This is a genomic window from Rothia koreensis (genome assembly GCF_004136575.1).
Classification (GTDB): Bacteria; Actinomycetota; Actinomycetes; order Actinomycetales; family Micrococcaceae; genus Rothia; species Rothia koreensis.
On record NZ_NOIQ01000001.1, the window covers coordinates 174,020 to 192,617 of the forward strand.

The following is an 18,598-nucleotide window of genomic DNA, read 5'->3' on the forward strand; positions in this document are numbered from 1 at the left end:
GCTGCCTCTTGGCATCGAATCACTCAGTCACGCGTAGTGCGTCGGGGGAGACCCGAACGCACGTGTGAACGCCGCGGTAAATGCTGCCGGGGACGAGTACCCGAGCCGGACGGCTACCTCGGTGACCGACGCTGACGGGAGCATCCGGAGGCCGGCGAGCAAACGCGCTCGAGATCGCCAGGCCGCCGGGCTCGTCCCTGTCTGGGCGAGGAACCGGCGGTCGAACGTCCGCAGGCTCATTGCTGCCGTTCGCGCCCAATCGGCGTTCGACACCGCCAGGTCGGGTTCAGCCAGGTAACGACGGCACAAGGATCGGAACGGCTCATCGTGTGGCAGAGAGACCGACAACGGTGTGGGCGTCAGTCCGCGAAGCTCATGGAGGATGAGGTCGATGACTGCCCCGTCGCGCCCCGCAGCATCGTAGTCCGCGGCGAAGGCGTTCGCGGTGCGCAAGAGCTCTCGAAGCAGCGGGCTGATCTCGGCGACGACGCATCGGGTCGGCCACCAGGGTACGGCGTCAGGTTCGATGTACAGGCTCCACGTCGTCACGGCGTCCATGACCACCTCGTGCGTGGTGCCGGCCGGTATGAGCACGGCCCGGTGAGCGGGCACAGTCCACGACCCGTCGTCGGTGTCGACCTGCATGACGCCCCGCGCGCCATACAGCAGCTGAGCGCGGCGGTGAGAGTGCCGCGGGAGCAGATGGCCGGGTGCGTAGTCGGTGCCGATCGGCAGCACGTCGATCGGCAGATGGTCCACCTCAGACAGATTGACGTTGTGCACTCGGTCATCATAATGGCTGAGACTCGAAGGAAGGTGGTGCGGATTCGATTGCCTGCCGTGGGTGTCGCGTGTTCAGATGGAGGTATGAAGCTGCTGGTCCTGTTCTTCGCGATCTCGCCGTGGGGTTGATTATCGTGCTGTTCGGTTCCGGCAATGGTCTCGTCGTTGTCCCGATCAGCAGGCTTCGCATGTCAGAGCCGAAGCGGAAGGTCGATCTTTGATGCAAGGAGTAGCTGTCAGCCAAGCGTCCGTCGGAGACCAGAAGGCGATCCACGACCTCGTCGATCGCGCCTACCGTGGCTACGTACCCCGGATCGGCAAGCGGCCCGCACCGATGACGGACAACTACAGGCAGCGGATCATTGACGGCGAGGCCTATGTGACGCGGATCGATGGCTGCATCGTCGGGCTCATCGTTCTCTCACCCCGCGACGATTATCTGCACATTGGGAACATTGCGGTCGATCCTGATCGGCAGCGCGAAGGCATCGGGACTGCCCTCCTCGGGTTCGCTGAAGAGCGAGCTCGCGAACTCGGCCTGACCGAGCTGCGCCTCTATACAAACGCGGCCATGACCGAAAACCTTGACTACTACCCGAAACGTGGGTTCACGGTTGTCGAACGGCGACACGAGGACGGCTTCGACCGCGTCTACTTCTCCCGGGTTCTCTAGATCACTCGGCGACAGGCATGCCAAGGTGCCGTGCGCTGATCTTTGACCAGAAGTCGGCCGCGTAGTCGGTGACAGATCAGTTGCCGATACCGGGTTCCACCGACGAGTTGCAGCTCGCCTCAGATTCTTCGCCGAGCATGACGCGCACGAACTGCGCGGCGGGGAACGCGGCGGGAGTGCATGGTCCCCTCGGATAGCGCCGCTCCAGTGTGTCGATCGGAAGGTCCACGTTGGGCCCGCGATCGTTATGATGGCCGAAACTCAAAAGAAGTTGATGCGTAATCGATTGCCCGCCACATGCGTGTCACGGTCAGATGGAGGCATGACACTCCTGGTTCTGTTCTTCGTGGGTCTCGCCGTCGGTGTGACCACCGTGCTCTTCGGCTTCGGCGGTGGTTTCGTCACCGTCCCGATCATCCTGCTCGTTGACGCGTCAAGGGGCGGCGATGCGATACGAATCGCGGTGGCGACATCGGCGCTGGTCATGGTCGTCAACGCGATCATTGCGACCCTCTCCACGAGGCGCAGCATCTTGGAGCATCTCCGTGGTCGCCGAGCACTGTTCGTTCTCCTCGCCGTCGGCGGCGCAGCGGGTTCAGCGGCGGCCCTGTTCGTCCCGGACGCGGTACCGCGGTGGGGATTCGTCGCCTATATCGGCATCACTGTCGTCGATCTTCTGCTTCGCCCTGGGTTCCTCCCGCGACGAGCGACCGCGAGGCCCGCCGATGAGGCTGCGGGTCGTGGACTGCCGGACGCACTCGGGGCCCCGGTCGGAGCGATCGCGTCGTTCCTCGGTGTCGGGGGAAGCGTGATGACCGTGCCCATGATGCGCCGGTCCGGCATGGAGATGAGCACAGCCACCTCCCTGGCCAATCCTCTGACGATCGCCATCGCCGCGCCGGCCATGCTGGTGGCGTTCGCGTTCGGCGGGGGAGTGGCCTCGGGTTCCGGGTTGATCGGAACAGTCGACGTGGCATCGGCCATCGCTCTGTTGGCGGGAGCAGTTCCGGTCATCGTCGTCCTGCGCAGGCGACCCCCGAGGATCCCGGAGGCGGTGCATAGTTGGGCGTATCTGGTGTTGCTCGTCGTCGCCGCGACTACCGTCGCGCTCACCGGGTGATCAACTGCTCAGAACGGGGGCGGCACCGCGGAGGAACTGAGCGACTGCGTCTTCGACGAGCGCGTCCAGTCGGTCGGTGTCGAGGAGCCCGTTGTTGACCATGATGGCCAGGCCGTTGACGGTCGCGTAGAGGATCATCCCGATCTCATCGACCGGCCCGGCTTGAAGCGCGTGGATGGCCTGCCCTTCTTCGATCAGCTCGACGAGTGGAGCGAAGGCTTCCTCGGCGGCACGGGTGATCTGCGGCGTGTCGGGTTCGTGCTTGGCTGCGTTCATCAGTTCGAGGAGGGCTGGGTTCTCGGTCGCGAAGCGTGCGAAGGCGACCGAGGCTCTGCTGATTCGGGCCGCGAGATCTTCGTCGCTGTCGGCGATGGCATCGCGGATCGTCGCTCCGAGGCGCGTAAAGCCCGTCTCGGCGAGGGCGTCGAGGAGGTCCTGGCGTTCGGGGAAGTGCCGACGGGGCGCTGCGTGGCTGACGCCGACTTCCCGGGCGAGGTCGCGCAGCGACAGTTGTGCCAGTCCGCGTTCGCGCAGGCTGCGCTCCGCGGCCTCCATCAATGCCTGGCGCAGCTCCCCGTGGTGGTAGCGGCGCTGTTCGTCCTGTCGCGTCATGGCACAACGATAGAGCACCAAAGTAGACATTGACAACTTAGGTAGGCAGTGGCTACATTCGTGGCAGGGCCTCGCGCCTGTTCAACCACGACGAAAGGAACACCCCCATGTCTCATGACGCAGACCGTGCCGACATCATCGAACTCTTCGGTCGCTACGCCGACATCGCCGACACGAAGAACTTCGATGACCTGCCACCGCTGGTCCACACCGACCCGTTCACGCTGGACTTCGCATCCGTGACCGGCATGCCCCCGATGCAGGCCCCGCTGGCCGAGTACGTTCAGGTGCTGCAGGGATCGTTCTCGCCGTTCATCGCCACGCACCACACGATCACCGGTCACGTCATCGAGATCGACGGAGACCGCGCCACCGCCCACGCGCACGTGCAGGCCGAGCACTGGGTCCCGGATGAGGTCGCTGACGGTCGGGCGAACCGGTGGCTGGTCGTCGGCTTCTACGACAACGAGGCCACCCGCACAGATGAAGGATGGCGATTCAGCAGGGTCAAGCTCACCGCTGTCTACCAGGAGAACGCGCATCTCCTCGCCGGAAACGCAGAACCCGCGGACAAGAGCTGACCGGCGGGGGTACCGATCGTGAGGTCACTCGGTGGCGTCGGCGAGGAGTCCGTGCAGGACAATGTCGGTCATGAGGTCGTGATCGTCGGCATCGTCGGATCGTCCCATCAGCCTGGCCAACGGAGGTTGGCTGTAGAGGCTCGTGGGGGAGGTGGTCAGGAAATAGAACAGGTACCAGGGCATCGGGCGAATCCGACCGTCGTCCACCAGGCGCTCGAAGAGCGACTTGATGGTGTCGTTCATCGGAGCGAGCAGCTCATGCAGATGCGCCAGCCGTGGCGAATCGATCCGGGCCTCCTGGTCGATCAGCCGAGCGAAGTGGGCCGACTCCGATGCCGCCCGATGCAGGGCGCGGATCGCGCCGACGAGACGCTCGAGGTCGTCCCTGCCGTCCTGCTCCAGCTCGACCGTGATTACCTCGAGCCACGGTCCCATCGCGTACTCGACCACGTGCTTCCAGAGGCCCTCCTTCGAGCCGTACCGGTCGGAGATGAACGTGTGCCCCATGCCGAGCTCGGTGCTGAGGCGGCGCACGGACACCGCCTCGTATCCCTGGTCGGCGAACGCCTCCAGGGCGTGTTGCAAGACGGTCTCCGGCTCGAGCACAGGGTCGGTCTTGGTCGGTCGGCCCGGGCCGCGGCGCACTGAACGAGTCATCAAGCTCCTCCGTTCGATCAATACTCAGACTAGTAATCCGACGCCTGCCGGATTATTCTGATGATACGTGCTCGCACACCGCGGCCGCGATACGTGAAAGGGTCCTCATGACTGATCTGCACGGCAAGTCCGCTCTGGTCACCGGCTCGGCGCGGGGAATCGGGCGCGCCATCGCGCTGCGATACGCGTCGCTCGGGGCACGAGTCGTCGTCAACTACGCCAGCAGCGAGGAGGCGGCGTCTGCCGTCGTCAAGGAGATCGAGGCGCTCGGCGGGGAGGCGATCGCCATCCGTGCCGACGTATCCGACCTTGGTGCGCTGGACCGGCTGTTCGAAGAGTCCATCGCGGCGTTCGGCACGCTCGACATCGTCGTGGCCAACGCGGGTGTGGAGATCGTCGACCAGCCGATCCTCGAAGCGACAGAGGAGCAGTTCGACCGTCTGTTCGCGACCAACGCCAAGGGCACCTTCTTCACCCTGCAGAAGGCCGCCCGTCATGTTGCCGATCACGGCCGGATCATCAACGTCGGCTCCAGCACCACGGCGATGGTGCAGCCCGGGGTGGGCCTGTACGGGGCGAGCAAGATGGCCGCTCGCTACGCCGTCGAGGTCCTCGCTCTGGAGGTGGGGGCGCGCGGTATCACCGTGAACTCGATCATCCCGACCGCCATCGAAGGCGCAGGTGTGTTCACCGAAGTACCCGACGACCACCCGATGCGCGCCCTCCTGAAGCAGGGTCGGCCCATCGAGGGGAGATTCGGCACCGTCGATGACGTCGCCGACGCCGCCGAATACTTCGCAGGGCCCCTTTCCCGCTGGATCAGCGGCCAGCACCTCCTCGTCAGCGGCGGCGCACCCGCCTGACCGACCGAATTCCGACCTCCTCACGAACGGAGCGCACGTGGCACGCGAGAACATCGACATCACCATCCCCGACCTGCGCGGAAAGCGCGCTGTCGTCACCGGGGCCAGCGACGGCATGGGCCTGGGCATCGCGACCCGGCTCGCCTCCGCCGGGGCGCAGGTCGCACTCCCCGTGCGCAACCCGCGCAAGGGAGACGCGGCGCTCGCGACGATCCGGGAACACGTCCCGAACGCCGATGTGACCCTGCACTCGCTCGACCTGTCCTCCCTGGACTCCGTCGCCGCCTTCGGGCAAGAGATGACACAGCAGGGAGACCCGATCGACATCCTCATCAACAACGCCGGCGTCATGACGCCACCGGACCGGCAGGCCACTGCCGACGGCTTCGAGCTGCAGTTCGGAACCAACCACCTCGGCCACTTCGCCCTCGTCGCGCACCTGTTCCCGCTGCTGCGCACCGGACGGGCCCGCGTCACTTCGCAGATCAGTATCGCCGCCGACCAGCACGCCATCAACTGGGACGACCTCAACTGGGACCGCAACTACCACGGCCGGGCCGCCTACAGCCAGTCAAAGATTGCGCTCGGACTGTTCGGGCTCGAGCTCGACCGGCGCAGCCGCGAATCAGGTTGGGGCATCACCAGCAACCTCTCCCACCCAGGCGTCGCCCCGACCAATCTCCTGGCAGCGCGGCCTGAGGTGGGCCGAACGCGACAAACACCGCTGCGCCGAGTCATCACGACACTGTCCGCGCGAGGCATCCTCTTCGGCACCGTCGAGACGGCGAAACTGCCCGCCCTGATGGCGGCCACCGTGCCCGAACCTGCCGGCGGGAAGCTCTACGGGCCGACCGGATTCCGACACCTGGGAGGCCCGCCCGGAGAGCAGTCCGTCTACTCCCGTCTGCGCAACCCGGAAGAAGCCGGCCGTGTCTGGAGCGTCTCGGAGCGACTGACACAGACTGCCATTCCCGACGTTCGCGAGTAGCGACGTCGATCGGGCGCATCCTCGAGTCGAGAGGCAACAGCGATTCCGGATGACCGCTCTGGTCGTCGACCCTGTCGGCTTGCTCATCCGGGAGGAGGACTTTGGCCGCGACGCAGGAACATCCAGCTCGGCTAAAGGTCGCCTTCCGTGGGGCAACCGCTGATGAAGCAGTTCCGGTCATCGTCGTCCTGCGCAGGCGATTCCCGCGGATCCCGGAGGCGGTGCATAGTTGGGCGTATCTGGTGTAGCTCGTCGTCACCGCGGCCACTGTCGCGCTCACTAGGTGATCGATGCCCTCGGGCCCCGAACTGAGGCAAACCGTCTACACGGAATCCAGTCTCGGCGGCGTGCGAGACCTCTGAGGTGGAGGATGCTGCAGTTCAGAGATCGATCTCGTCGGACTCCAACCGCTTGCCCATGCTCACAGCCTGGTAGGTCGCGTAGCCCAGCCTCTCGTAGAACTCGATAACGCTTGTGTTCTCGGGGCGCACTTGGAGCTGGACCTTGGGGCAGCCCAGGGCAGCGAGCATGGATTCGGCGCGGCGGACGAGCTCCGTGCCGAGTCCTGTCCCGCGATGGGAGGCGGCGACGGCGAGATAGTGGATCCACCCCTGTGGCCGACGTAGCCAGCCAGAGCGCTGCCGACCACGTGCCCCTCGTCGTCCTTGGCGATCAGGAACATCTCCGGCTGCGTCGTCGTCTTTCGCCAAACGTCCTTCACTGGATCGTTCCATGGCCGCGTGAGCCCGGCCTCGGTCCAAAGAGCCACAACGGCGTCGGAGTCATCGGCTGTGAAAGCGTGAATGTGGGCCATGTGGGCACCCAGAACATCTACGACGCCGGCGAACTCCCGCCCCAGAACGACCGGCAGCGTGACCGGAAAGAATGCCGCACCCGACCGGATCTTGCCGTCCATCGGATTCACCCCGGCCGCCACGGTTCTGACTCTGATCTGGCCATCACCAGGTTCCGGAATCGGTACGTCCTCCATATGGAGAACCTCAGGCCCGCCGAACTCTGACACCAAAACAGCTCGCATTATCGCTCCTTTTGACGGTGGAGCGGCACGCGCGCACACCCCGACCATCGTCGGTAGTGCCGCGGACGCAAAGCGTGGCTCGTGGTTGCAACGGCTTGGACCACCCCTCGGCCAAACCACTCAAGCCTTTTCGACAACGCATATGTTAACTCATGACGTGGCTCCTCGAAGCCGCGCCCCGCACTCGCGCGACCGTCCGTCGACCTCGGCGGACGCGCCGGACCGCGCGCGCCTTCAGCTGCGCCGCAGTCCGTCGATCATGAGCTCGATCACGCCATCGGCCTCCTGACGCCGCTCGGAGTGCACCGCCGCCACGGCGATGCCGTGGAGCGCGAGCATCACCGCGCCCGCGGGGACGTCGTCTCGAAGGTGCCCCTGTTCGATGCCCCGGCTCAGCATCCCAGTGACCGCGTCTTCGAGCACCTGCCCCTCGTCGGAGAGTGCGCCTCCCGCCGACTCGGATGCAGCGAACAGCGTTCGGGCAAGACCGCGCTGCGAATACATGTGGTCGACCATCTCGCGGAGGAACGCTCCCAGGGCATCGCCGGGCGGCAGGGTCTCCATGAGCTGATCCGCGCGGCCGCGGAGCGCGGCGACCTCGCCCTCGAACACGGCGGCGAGCAGAGCGTCGCGGTTCGGGAAGTGGCGGTAGAGCGTGCCCGCACCGACGCCGGCCCGTCGCGCGACGTCCTCGAACGGCACCTCCTTCTGCTCCTCGGAGAAGATCTCGCGCGCAGCGCGCACGATCGCGTCGCGGTTGCGCTGCGCGTCGGCGCGGAGGGGCTTGGGCTGGGTCATCGTCACCTCGGATTGACAAGCGGAGGGAGTCTCCGTATCTTCTAAGCGGGGAAGGCCCCCGGTTAATGCTAACGCAGCGAGGTCGTATGCGGATACTGATGTTCGGACGTGGCGTCATCGCCTCCGTCACCGGCTGGGCGCTGGTGGGCGCAGGACACGACGTCGAGTTCTACGTACGCCCGGGGCGTGCGGAGCTCTACGGCGACGAGATGACCGTCGACATCCAGGATTCTCGTCGTCGGCGGCGGCGGGATCAGCACGTCCGGGAGACATGGTCGCCGCGATACCGCGAGGACCTCCCGGAGGAGCACGACTTCGACCTCATCGTGGTGAGCCTTCCCCACCACCGCCTTCCCGCCGCGGTCGACTTCCTCTCGACGCGACTGGGCGAGGCGACGCTCGTGATGCTGAGCAACATGTGGGACGAGCCGCTCGACATCATCGCCCCGCTGCCGCGTGAGCAGGTGGTCTGGGGGATTCCGCCCGCCGGCGGCGGATTCGACGCGACCGGACGGCTTCGCGCGACGCTGCTCTCCACCGTCGTTCTCGGACGTGTCGGCGCGAGCCAGACGGATCGCGAGCTCGCGGTGCGCGAGGCGTTCAGCCAGGCGGGAATCCGCGTGCGCGAGCAGCCGGACATCCGCGGCTGGTACTTCCTCCATACGGCCACCGACGCGAGCCTGTACTCCCAGGCGCTCCGGCACGGTTCCATGGCCGATCTGATCGGCAATACCGCGGCCCTGCGCGAGGCGATGCTGGTCGGCCGCGAGCTGCTCCCGGTGGTCGCGGCTCGCGGCGTCGATCTGCGCCGCCATCTGTCGTCGACGCTGGCGTTCCGACTGCCGTCGTGGCTGGTCGCGGGAGCTTTCGCGCTGGCGAACTCGAAGGTTCCCTTCGTACGGCGTGCCTTCGAGACGCACGACGACCCCGCCGCGGAAGAGCCTCGGGCCGTGTACCGCGACGTCCTGTCCGAGGCGCAGCGCCTCGGCGTTCCGACCCCACGGCTGGCGGCCGCGGCTGCGGACTTCTGACGCGGCCCGAGCAACTGACTCAGCCGTCTCGCCATCACCTCTCACCTGGAAAGGAGACGCTCGCGTGGCTTCTCTGCTCTTTCGACTCGGTCAGTTCTCCGCTCGCCGTCGCTGGCTCGTCATCATCGCCTGGCTCGTCATCCTCGGCGCTTCCGCCGTGACCTTCACCGCATTCTCCGGCGCAGTGTCATCGGCGTTCTCGATCCCGGGAACGCAGACCGACAAGGTGCAGGCAGAGCTCAAAGAGAAGTTCCCGGCCGCTCAGGGCGGCACGGGAACGATCGTGTTCGCTACCGACGATGGAACGGAGTTCAGCGATCAGCAGAGGGAGGAAGTGGGAGCATTCCTGTCTGACCTCAGCGACATCCCCGAGGTGAAGGGGACCGTAGACGGGTTCGACACACAGCAAGAGCTCGATCTCCAGCGCCAGCAGATCGACGACGGCAGAGCTCAGCTCGAGGCCGCCCGTGCCCAGATCGCGCCCGGACAAGCGGCGCAGCAGGAGGAGCTGGACCGACAAGCCGCCGAGCTGGAGCAGGCGGCCGCGCTGCTGGAGCTGTCCGAAGACGCGCGGTTCGTGTCGGAGAGCGGATCCGCTGCGATCGGAACCGTCACGTTCACGAAGAACACCGACGAGGTGCCTGAGGAGACCAAGACGACGATCGCTGACCGAGCGGAGCATGCCGCGATCGACGGTGTCCACGTCTATGTGTCCGATAACCTCGCCCAGAGCAGCCCGTCGCTGATCGGGCCGGGCGAGATCGCCGGCATTCTCGTTGCCGCGATCGTGCTCTTCCTGATCCTCCGCACGCTGCTCGGAATCACGCTCCCGCTCCTCTCCGCATTCCTCGGCGTCGGAGTCGCGTCCCTGGCGGCGCTGTCATTCTCGGGCATCGTCGAATTCACGACGTTCACACCGATCCTCGGAATGATGCTCGGCCTGGCGGTCGGCATCGACTACTCGCTCTTCATCATCAATCGACACCGCACGCAACTGAAGCGAGGTATGGGACTCATCCAGTCCATCGGTCTGGCCAACGGCACGTCAGGAAACGCCGTCGTCTTTGCGGGTGCCACCGTCATCATCGCGCTCCTGGCGCTCAACGTCACCGGGATCCCCCTGCTCGGCCTCATGGGCACCGTAGGTGCCGTCGCAGTCGTCGTCGCGATCGCGATCGCCACCTCGTTCACTCCTGCGCTCCTCTCGATCGTCGGGTTCCGCATCCTCAGCCGAAGCGAACGCGGCACCATCGGACACCCGGCCACGCAGGGCGTGCCCCATACGCCGATGCCGACCTGGCGCGCGATCACGACGGTGATCGTCGGTGTCATCGCGCTCGGCGTGATGGCGATCCCTGCCAGCCAGATGCGTCTCGGTCTGCCCACGGGCAGCGCCGAAGCTCCCGACTCCACGCAGTACCTCGCCTACAGCACCATCTCCGACGAGTTCGGTGCAGGGCAGAACGGCCCGCTGCTCGTCGTTGCGAACCTCCCCGAACCGATTACTGATGACGAGGTGACAAGTTCCTCGGTCGAGATCGGCCAGGCACTCTCGCGCCACTCAGACGTTGCCGCGGTTCTTCCCGTTGGTACCTCTGCGGACCGCGACATCATCGCCTTCCAGGTCACGCCCCGCAGTGGCCCCGACAGCCCCGCGACGGAGCGACTCGTCACCGATCTCCGCGAGCAGACCATCACGACAGGCGACGGAGACGCCACGCTCGGAGTCGCCGGCAACGCGAGTGCGAACATCGACATCACTCAGAAGATCGCGACTGTCCTGCCGATCTATCTCGCCGTGGTGATCGGGCTCTCCCTTCTCATTCTGATCCTCGCGTTCCGCTCTGTCCTCGTGCCGATCATCGCGACCGTCGGCTTCGTGCTCTCTCTTCTCGCGACACTCGGCAGCCTGACCGCGATCTACCAGTTCGGGTGGCTCGGGGAGCTGTTCGGAGTGCACAACCCGGGCCCGATCATCAGCTTCCTGCCGATCATCCTCATCGGGATACTCTTCGGTCTCGCCATGGACTACCAGCTCTTCCTCGTGACGGGCATGCATGAAGCTCATGCTCGTGGGGCAAGTGCGCGCGTCGCCGTCCAACGCGGAGTGCACGCGGGTCGAGCCGTCGTGATCGCCGCCGCCGCCATCATGATCTCCGTCTTCGCGGGATTCATCTTCTCCGATACATCCACCGTGAGACTCATCGGATTCGGGCTCTCGTTCGGCGTTCTCCTCGATGCGTTCGTCGTCCGGATGCTCCTGATCCCCGCCGTCATGCACCTGCTCGGTGAGCGCGCTTGGTGGTTCCCGAAGTGGCTCGATCGGCTGACGCCCAACGTCGACATGGAAGGCCGTGCACTCGAATCCCACGTCGAACACCACGTCAGATCTCGTGCGTCACAGGAGCGACTGACGTACACGAAGGCGTAGACAACGCTCCACCCATTCTGGTCATTGGCGGACACCGATCAAGCCTCCTGATCGGAGTGGGCATCGAGCGCATCGACGATGTGCTGCGGGTGGGCCATGTACGTTCCTTTGCTCGGAGCGGGGCGGACTTGGAGCGGTGGTCGAAGGTGCTCAGGCCCGCAGAGGTCTGTATTCGTCCGTCGATTCCGCCATGTCCGTCGCTAGGCAGTCATCCTCTTTGACTATGCGTCAGGACCTTGTGCTGGTGTTTCGGTCTGCGAAGCGGGCGCGCGCTTCGGCAGAGACGGGGGTGAAGAGGTTGACGAGGTTCCCGTCCGGGTCGCGCAGCAGTGCGGAGCGGTTTCCCCACGGCATGTCGGTAGGTACTTGCACCCAGGAGTCGACCTGGTCCTGAAGGCGACGGTGCACGGCATCGACATCAGCGACACGAAGCTCGATGATCGCGGTGCGGTTGGCGCGAGGTTCAGCGACACCTTCGCCGAACAGTGGCACGGTGCTGGAGTGTCCGATCGCGAGAGTCGCCAGCGGGGTCACCAGCTCGGCGAAGACAGGTGCGGGGCGTTGAGCGCAGATGCCCGTCACGAGCTCGTAGAAGCCGACCATTTCGTCGAGGTCGTCAGTGATGATGCGTACGGAGGCGAGTTCCATGAGTGTTTCCCTTCACTACTACAGCGTTCAACGCTACGCTACAGTATCGTAGCGAAACGTGGAAAGGACGACTCATGCCTACTCAGCGCCAGGCCGACCCATCAGCTGGTACGGGCTCCAGGATCGACGCGCGGACTCAGCGCTCGCGTGCGACCGTCCTTGCCGCGGCAACGGACCTGCTGGAATCGACTGGGGTCGGCGGGTTCAGCGTCGACGAGGTTGCGCGCAGGTCTGGCGTGGCGAAGACTACGATCTATCGGCATTGGCCGACCCGAGAAGCCCTCGTGCTCGATGCGTGTGCAGGTCTCGATGATCGCTACGACCTCCCCGACACCGGGACTCTTCATGGCGACCTCAGGACGTTCGTCGCCGATCTCGTGCGCATGGTGGAGCAAGCGGGATGGGCTGCTGTGCTGCCTTCGATTGTCGATGCGGCGGAACGCAATGCCGCGTTCGCCGATATGCATGCGCAGATACAAAAGGGGCACGCGTCCCTGGTGAGTCAGATCGCCGAACGCGCGATCGGTCGCGGCGAGCTTCCTGCCGAAACCGATACGGCACTGCTCGCCTCTACCGTTCTAGGCCCAGTCTTCTACCGTCGGTGGTTCTCCCGCGAACCGTTCGATGCTGCGTTCATCGATGCGGTCACGACTCGAGCAATCCGCGGCGCACAAGGATCCGACTAATCTCGGCGACGTTGTATCGAGACGGGCACTTCAATCGGAATGGCTCCGGATCGGATGGTGTCCAACGACAATACGGTTAGTCAGGCAGTACTCGGCAGCACGAGCGGAAGGAAGATCTGATCGACGATGGCGGCGATGTCTTCGCGCGGCAACGGCTTCAGCGTCATGAGCGTTTCGTGCCGAAGGAGGTCGAATGGCAGACGAGCTGTGCGCTCCGTCAGTCGATCGGGATCGATCTCGCCTCGGCCCACCGCCCGCGATAGCACACCTTCGATGATCGACCACCGCTTTTCGACCAATCCAAGCCGTAGTTGGGCCGGGCTTGTCCCTGTCGCGCCATAGTACGCGGACAGCTCTGCGGTTAATGAGGCGGCGAACATCGCGAAAGATTCATTGAGCTGCACCATCAGCCCGATGATGTCCTCGCGGAGGGTTCCGGTGTCAGGGTCGGCGAGCAGGAACCGATCGCTCGCGTAGTGGATGGCATCCCTCACCAGGTCGGTCTTCTTGTCCCAGTGCCGGTTCAGGCCGGGCCGGCTTGTTCCGGCTCGCCGAGCGACTTCCGACAATCTGAACCCGTCATACCCTCGCGCGAGTAGCTCTTCCCACGCTGCCGACAGGATCGCGGACCGGAGGGTCTCTCCACGTCGTCGTCGAACGGGCTGAGACTCTTGTTCGTTAAGGTGCATGAATGTACCTTAACATGGTATGTTCACGAAGAACTCGCGAGGTGGCTGTCACTTCGCGAGTCGGAGAAGCGGAGAGGAATCGCTATGGAGATGAAGGCAACAGTCGTCGTGAAGACGATGGGGCGCGAGTTCGACGAAACCGCCGTCGACCAGTGGGAGCTGGCGGCTTCCCGCAGGGCGCTGCGCAATCTGAAGACGATCGCGGGCGGACAGATCATGATGGATCTGATCGCGGAGCAGGTCGCCGAGGGTGACCGCTACCAGAAGAGCATCATCGAGGAGTCAGGCGGCAGGTTTCGAGAGTCGCGCACGGAGTTCACCGTGCGCGGTCTGACCGGAACGCAACTGGCGACCTGGTTCCAGGCTCAGGCCGGGTCCGGCGAGTTCGGCGACAAGTCGTTGCTGCTCAACGCTCATCCGGAGCACTACGTCGAGCCACCAGCGTACCGAGGCGGCATGGTCGAGACGATCGGCGGATACCTCACCAGATTCAAGGTCTCTGTCGCCCGCGAACTCCCGCCTCAGGTGGCTGTGTTCCGGCAGCCCGAGTACCCGATCACCTTGATGAACGCACTCCTCAGCCTGGACGACGGAACCCCTTTCGCCTACTGCGTTCACCAGGCTCGTGACACGGACGACGGTGCCGACGTCGTCGTGCGAGTGGTCTACCCAGCCGCAGCGCCGGATGCGCTCATCGAGGGCCACTGCGAACATCTCGCCATCGAGTTCCGCAGCTGGATCAGGAACGCCGCAGCATCCCTCGCGTAGGCGGAGGCGCGAGTGCATCGGTCCCGCGACTCTCCTTCCGGACTTCTGCGGTCGCAGGCCGGTAGCTCGACACTTCATCAGAACACGATCAGTTCGACACCGCCGCGATCGGTTGGCCCACGGCGGCCGGTGTAACGGGAGCGTGAAGCTTGAGGGGCCCTGCTCGCGAGCCGAAAGGACCAGTGCATGTACGCGTCCAAGATTGACTTCCCCGTTACCTTTCTGGTTACCCCGGTGGGCCTGGCATGGCGTATTGCCCTGTCTCTCTTATGACCCGGGTCATGTTGTCACCGGGTCTGGGGCGTTGGATGATCGCTGATAGGGCGAGCTCAGCCTCGTGCGTAACCCGGAAGAAGCTGGCCGAGTCTAGAGCGTCTCGGAGCGACTGACACAGACACGGCCATTCCCGACGTTCGCGAGTAGCGACTCTGGTCGGGCGCTTCCTCGAATCGAGAGGCACAGTGATTTCGGATGATCGCTCTGACCGTCTATCCCGTCGGCTTGCTCGTCCGGGAGAAGGACCATGGCCGCGACGCAGGAGCAGCCAGCTCGGCTGAAGGTCGCCTTCCTTGGGTCAATTGCTGATGAACCGGACCACCGCATCAGGTCTCGGCGGCATTCGGTTGAGGTTCGGCATCGCCAGACGGTTGCTCGCGGCAGGTGGGGCCGCGCCATCCATGATTGATTTGACCGCGCTTCGGATCATGAGATGACGGTCAGTGGACCTTCGTCGGCGCTGGGCGGTTCGAAGTGATCGAAGTAGGAGGCCGCGAGCTCAGGCTCGAGTTGATACGCGTCCGGCTGATCGGTCCGGCGAGCGGCCACCCTTTCGAGCACGGTCGCGCGGGGCGTGTCGAGATAGATCGTCTCCGGCTCGACACCAAGCGATCTGACCAGGCTGCGCCACTTCTCGCGTTCCCGCCGCGACCAGAACGAGAAGTCCAGGACAACATCCACCCCCGTGGTGACGAGGCGGCTCAGCCGGGTGCGGAGCTCGGCCTCGATCTCTTGGTGGAGATCCGTCGGCAACGGCATCGACCGGATGCTGCGACGCCATGCTTCCTGATCGAAGGACAGCCGCGCCATGCCGCCCTCTTCGAGCCGGCGAGCGACGGTCGACTTTCCCGAACCGGCCGGACCGCACATGAAGATGACCCTGGTCACAGATACTCCTCCTGTGGTCCCGCGCAGCCTCCCAGGCTTTGTGCTCTCAGAGTCGACACGAATATGACGCGACTGCGGCATCGAGAGCACTCGGCACCAGATTAGTTGACTCGGGAGTGCCGACGTCGACACGCAACGGGTTCGTGGTCGTGCCTTGGATCCACATGCCTGATTGCCGACGGTCGCGAGCATGACGTACTCCATCGTGAAACCGCCGCCCCTGGCGTCAGTCGCGAGACCGACGGCATGCAGGATCTCCGTCTCCGGGCGTACATCGGAGGACTGTCACCAGTGCGCGCCCCGCGCCCGACGTCAAGGGGCGGCCAATCGTCATGAAGCGCGGTGACTCGGCAGGTGTTGCGCGGCTGTCTAGGTTGCCCCCGATGCTCACAAAGATCGGGAAGATGGCAAATGGACACCGTTGTTGCCCTAGTAGTGCAGTATGATGCACTCATGGATGTGAACGCAGAGGGCTTGGCCCGCGCCATCGGCGCGAGGGTGAAGCAGGAGCGAGCTGCCCACGGCTGGACGCTCGACCGGCTTGCCGAGTATGCCGGCGTGAGCAGGCGCATGGTGGTCAGCGTCGAGCAGGGCTCGGTCAACCCGAGCGTGGGAACGCTCCTGCGGCTCTCTGACGCCCTCGGCGTGGGGCTTCCTGCACTCGTCGAGCCCCCAGCTCCGACGGAGGCGAAAGTGACCCGCGCCGGCCAGGGTGCGGCCCTGTGGACAGGCGAGCATGGCGGGTGCGGCGTGCTCGTGGCCGGAACTCGGCCACCGGACGTCGTCGAGCTGTGGGACTGGACGCTCGGTCCCGGTGACCGCCATGAGAGCGGGGCCCATGCCGAGGGCACCCGCGAACTCCTCCAAGTCCTGGAGGGCACGGTCACGGTCGAGGCCGACGGGCGGTCCCATGTGCTCGCGGTCGGCGACGCGCTGGCGTTCCACGGCGATGCCGAGCACTCCTATTCCAACCCGAACGATGCCCCTGCCAGGTTCGCGCTCTGCGTCCATGAGCCGGGAGTGGGCCGCGCTCGTCGAACGGAGGCCGTCGATGACTGAGACTCAGACCCCCGATGCCTTCCTCGCTTCATGCGAGATTGCCCCTGCAGTGCTTGAGCTGCGCCCGGATTATCGCGCCCTCCTCGTCGTGGTGAGTGGGCTCGAGCCCCGGACGTCGTCATCGGCGGCCGACGAGCTGATCGACCGTGCTGAGGCTCGTGCGCGAGAGCTCCTCGCGCACTCGCCGGTGGACGAGCTGGACCACATCGCGGCCTGGCGAGAGGCGTATCGGGTGTTCGGCGCGAAGCCGCAGCGCACCCGTAACAGCGTCGAGGCGCTCACCCGGCGCGCGAAGAAGGGCCTGCCGCGGATCAACGCGCTCACCGACACCTATAACGCGATCTCGGTCCTCCATCAGATCCCGCTCGGCGGTGAGGATTTCGATCTCTACGAGGGCCACGCCCGTCTCGTCCGCGCGATCGGTGACGAGCCCTTCGATACGACCGCGGGCGGGGAGACGGTCATCGAGCATCCGGAGCCCGGTGAGGTCGTCTGGCGCGACGACGCCGGGGTGACGTGCCGGCGCTGGAACTGGCGGCAGGGCCGTCGGACCGGACTCACCGACGGCACCCGGAGCGCGTTCTTCATCTTCGACGCCCTTGCGCCGGTCCCTGATGCGCAGGTGCTCGCTGCCGCTGACGCGTTGGTCGACGCGCTCTCGGACCTCGGCCCCGGCGTCCGGGCCGCGAGCCGACTTCTCGGGACGCCGTGCCTGGACGTCCCTCGCCCGCTGACCTCAGGAGCAGACTCATGAACACCGAGTATCCGTCACCGGCCGGCCCAAGGCCTGATAAGCACGACCATGCGACACTGACTGGGGACACCTGGGCCGTTCACGGCGGCAACCGCACCGACGAGACCACCGGCGCGATCCGCACCCCGATCGTGATGGCGAACTCCTACCGCCTGCCCGCCGACCCGGCCGGCTTGGCCGAGGGCGACCCCGACCTGTTGGTCTACACCCGAGAGTCCGGAGCCAATCAGCTCGGCCTGCAGGACAAGCTCGCCCGCGCCGAGCACGGCGAGGCCGCCGCTGTGTTCAGCACAGGGATGGCGGCTCTGCACGGTGCGCTCTTCACGATCCTGAGTCCGGGCGACCACGTCATCGCCTCCGACGTCCTCTACGGGGGCACCTTCGACCTGTTCAGCTCGCTACTGCCCGAGAAGATGGGCATAGAGGTCGACTTCGTCGACATCACCGACCCCGACGCCGTCAGAGCGGCCATCCGTCCGAGCACGCGGCTGATTCACACCGAAGTCGTCGGCAACCCGGACCCGAAGGTCGCCGACATCGCTGTGCTCGCCCGAATTGCTCACGAGCATGACGCCCTCCTGTCCGTGGACTCGACCTTCACCCCGCCGCCGCTGGTGCGACCGCTCGAACACGGGGTCGACCTCGTGATCCATTCGCTCACCAAGTACATCAACGGTCACGGGGACGCGATGGGCGGAGCGGTGATTGGGAGCCGCGAGCTGGTCGATGCGATCAAGTACGGGGCGCTGCACCACGTCGGTGGGGCAATCGCCCCGTTCAACGCCTGGCTGATCATGCGCGGCTCGCTCACCCTGCCCCTGCGGCTGCAGCGCCACTGCGAGAACGCCCAGGCCGTTGCCGAGTTCCTGGCCGCGGATCCCCGCGTCGCTCACGTCGCCTACCCCGGGCTCACGGGTGACCCCCACCACGCAGCGGCTTCGGTACAGCTGTCCGGCGGCTACGGCGGCGTCGTCTCCTTCACCCTCGCCGGGGACCCCGCGGACCGGGTCCGGTTCATCGAGGATCTGCGCCTGATCACCCCCGCGGTCTCGCTCGGCCACGACGAGACGCTCATCGCCTACGAGGCGTACCCGCCCGAGCGCGCCGCCGGCTTCAGCCAGCCCTTCCGCGAGCACGGCCTGATCCGCCTGGCCATCGGGCTGGAGTCCTCACAAGATCTGATCGCCGACCTCGACGCGGCCCTCACCACCGTCTATGGGCCGGCCGCCTGAGCTTATCGCTCAGCCCCTGGCC

The 18,598-nt window shown here is 65.6% G+C and carries 20 protein-coding genes and 1 pseudogene; 12 read left to right on the forward strand and 9 right to left on the reverse strand.

The features are described 5' to 3' along the window. Nucleotides 1–27: 27 nt before the first annotated feature. Complete coding sequence (locus tag EWU68_RS00855; RefSeq protein ID WP_129313991.1) at nucleotides 28–783, reverse strand: AraC family transcriptional regulator; 756 nt, start codon at nucleotides 781–783, stop codon at nucleotides 28–30. Between the two features lie 220 nt (nucleotides 784–1,003). On the opposite strand from EWU68_RS00855, the gene EWU68_RS00860 reads away from it, so the two are divergent. Together EWU68_RS00860 and EWU68_RS00865 are read left to right on the forward strand one after the other, a co-directional pair. Further along, a complete protein-coding gene (locus tag EWU68_RS00860; protein ID WP_129313992.1) occupies nucleotides 1,004–1,456 on the forward strand; it encodes a GNAT family N-acetyltransferase in 453 nt (150 codons plus the stop codon). A gap of 322 nt (nucleotides 1,457–1,778) precedes the next feature. After that, nucleotides 1,779–2,576: a sulfite exporter TauE/SafE family protein gene (locus EWU68_RS00865; protein ID WP_129313993.1), complete on the forward strand. Its 798-nt coding sequence runs from the start codon at nucleotides 1,779–1,781 to the stop codon at nucleotides 2,574–2,576. Here the strand turns inward: EWU68_RS00865 and EWU68_RS00870 are convergent, their stop codons facing one another. Next, entirely contained in the window at nucleotides 2,577–3,188 is a 612-nt protein-coding gene (locus tag EWU68_RS00870; RefSeq protein WP_129313994.1) for a TetR/AcrR family transcriptional regulator, read from the reverse strand. A gap of 107 nt (nucleotides 3,189–3,295) precedes the next feature. Between EWU68_RS00870 and EWU68_RS00875 the strand changes: the two genes are divergently transcribed. After that, entirely contained in the window at nucleotides 3,296–3,769 is a 474-nt protein-coding gene (locus EWU68_RS00875; RefSeq protein ID WP_129313995.1) for a nuclear transport factor 2 family protein, read from the forward strand. Between the two features lie 24 nt (nucleotides 3,770–3,793). Here EWU68_RS00875 and EWU68_RS00880 read toward each other — a convergent pair whose 3' ends face one another. Continuing rightward, nucleotides 3,794–4,426, reverse strand: a complete 633-nt coding sequence (locus tag EWU68_RS00880) for a TetR/AcrR family transcriptional regulator (protein WP_129313996.1) — start codon at nucleotides 4,424–4,426, stop codon at nucleotides 3,794–3,796. A gap of 107 nt (nucleotides 4,427–4,533) precedes the next feature. Between EWU68_RS00880 and EWU68_RS00885 the strand changes: the two genes are divergently transcribed. Together EWU68_RS00885 and EWU68_RS00890 are read left to right on the forward strand one after the other, a co-directional pair. Next, nucleotides 4,534–5,289 (forward strand): SDR family oxidoreductase, encoded by a 756-nt coding sequence (locus tag EWU68_RS00885; RefSeq protein WP_129313997.1) that lies wholly within the window; start codon nucleotides 4,534–4,536, stop codon nucleotides 5,287–5,289. 37 nt (nucleotides 5,290–5,326) lie between these two features. Then, nucleotides 5,327–6,277: an SDR family oxidoreductase gene (locus EWU68_RS00890; RefSeq protein ID WP_129313998.1), complete on the forward strand. Its 951-nt coding sequence runs from the start codon at nucleotides 5,327–5,329 to the stop codon at nucleotides 6,275–6,277. A 380-nt stretch (nucleotides 6,278–6,657) separates the two neighbouring features. On the opposite strand, the gene EWU68_RS13100 is transcribed toward EWU68_RS00890, so the two are convergent. The 3 genes and pseudogenes from EWU68_RS13100 to EWU68_RS00900 form a co-directional block, all read right to left on the reverse strand. Beyond that, nucleotides 6,658–6,987, reverse strand: a complete 330-nt coding sequence (locus EWU68_RS13100; RefSeq protein ID WP_338049668.1) for a GNAT family N-acetyltransferase — start codon at nucleotides 6,985–6,987, stop codon at nucleotides 6,658–6,660. Nucleotides 6,988–7,142: 155 nt separating this feature from the next. Next, nucleotides 7,143–7,364 (reverse strand): annotated as a pseudogene (locus EWU68_RS13490) (hypothetical protein); the annotation flags it as partial. Between the two features lie 186 nt (nucleotides 7,365–7,550). Continuing rightward, a complete protein-coding gene (locus tag EWU68_RS00900) occupies nucleotides 7,551–8,114 on the reverse strand; it encodes a TetR/AcrR family transcriptional regulator (protein WP_129314000.1) in 564 nt (187 codons plus the stop codon). 65 nt (nucleotides 8,115–8,179) lie between these two features. Between EWU68_RS00900 and EWU68_RS00905 the strand changes: the two genes are divergently transcribed. Then, on the forward strand, nucleotides 8,180–9,145 hold the full coding sequence (locus EWU68_RS00905; protein ID WP_238692236.1) for a ketopantoate reductase family protein: 966 nt from the start codon (nucleotides 8,180–8,182) through the stop codon (nucleotides 9,143–9,145). 64 nt (nucleotides 9,146–9,209) lie between these two features. Then, nucleotides 9,210–11,576 (forward strand): MMPL family transporter, encoded by a 2,367-nt coding sequence (locus EWU68_RS00910; RefSeq protein WP_129314001.1) that lies wholly within the window; start codon nucleotides 9,210–9,212, stop codon nucleotides 11,574–11,576. A gap of 228 nt (nucleotides 11,577–11,804) precedes the next feature. On the opposite strand, the gene EWU68_RS00915 is transcribed toward EWU68_RS00910, so the two are convergent. Further along, on the reverse strand, nucleotides 11,805–12,224 hold the full coding sequence (locus EWU68_RS00915; RefSeq protein WP_129314002.1) for a VOC family protein: 420 nt from the start codon (nucleotides 12,222–12,224) through the stop codon (nucleotides 11,805–11,807). A gap of 74 nt (nucleotides 12,225–12,298) precedes the next feature. Between EWU68_RS00915 and EWU68_RS00920 the strand changes: the two genes are divergently transcribed. Beyond that, nucleotides 12,299–12,910: a TetR/AcrR family transcriptional regulator gene (locus EWU68_RS00920; RefSeq protein WP_129314003.1), complete on the forward strand. Its 612-nt coding sequence runs from the start codon at nucleotides 12,299–12,301 to the stop codon at nucleotides 12,908–12,910. An 80-nt stretch (nucleotides 12,911–12,990) separates the two neighbouring features. On the opposite strand, the gene EWU68_RS00925 is transcribed toward EWU68_RS00920, so the two are convergent. Further along, nucleotides 12,991–13,599, reverse strand: coding sequence for a TetR/AcrR family transcriptional regulator (locus EWU68_RS00925; protein ID WP_129314004.1), 609 nt, complete (start codon nucleotides 13,597–13,599; stop codon nucleotides 12,991–12,993). A gap of 90 nt (nucleotides 13,600–13,689) precedes the next feature. Between EWU68_RS00925 and EWU68_RS00930 the strand changes: the two genes are divergently transcribed. Further along, the gene (locus tag EWU68_RS00930; RefSeq protein ID WP_202976667.1) at nucleotides 13,690–14,367 is read left to right on the forward strand and encodes a hypothetical protein; all 678 of its coding nucleotides are present in this window, start codon (nucleotides 13,690–13,692) and stop codon (nucleotides 14,365–14,367) included. Nucleotides 14,368–15,069: 702 nt separating this feature from the next. Here EWU68_RS00930 and EWU68_RS00935 read toward each other — a convergent pair. Next, a complete protein-coding gene (locus tag EWU68_RS00935; RefSeq protein WP_238692237.1) occupies nucleotides 15,070–15,531 on the reverse strand; it encodes a P-loop nucleotide/nucleoside kinase family protein in 462 nt (153 codons plus the stop codon). Between the two features lie 453 nt (nucleotides 15,532–15,984). On the opposite strand from EWU68_RS00935, the gene EWU68_RS00940 reads away from it, so the two are divergent. From EWU68_RS00940 to EWU68_RS00950, 3 genes are read left to right on the forward strand one after another with little or no spacing between them, the layout of a single operon-like run. Continuing rightward, nucleotides 15,985–16,590: a helix-turn-helix domain-containing protein gene (locus EWU68_RS00940; RefSeq protein WP_129314006.1), complete on the forward strand. Its 606-nt coding sequence runs from the start codon at nucleotides 15,985–15,987 to the stop codon at nucleotides 16,588–16,590. Beyond that, the gene (locus tag EWU68_RS00945) at nucleotides 16,583–17,344 is read left to right on the forward strand and encodes a B3/B4 domain-containing protein (protein ID WP_129314007.1); all 762 of its coding nucleotides are present in this window, start codon (nucleotides 16,583–16,585) and stop codon (nucleotides 17,342–17,344) included. Before EWU68_RS00940 ends, EWU68_RS00945 begins: the two co-directional genes overlap by 8 nt. Beyond that, nucleotides 17,341–18,576: a trans-sulfuration enzyme family protein gene (locus tag EWU68_RS00950; RefSeq protein ID WP_129314008.1), complete on the forward strand. Its 1,236-nt coding sequence runs from the start codon at nucleotides 17,341–17,343 to the stop codon at nucleotides 18,574–18,576. The genes EWU68_RS00945 and EWU68_RS00950 overlap by 4 nt, the downstream gene beginning before the upstream one ends. The last annotated feature ends 22 nt before the right edge of the window (nucleotides 18,577–18,598 follow it).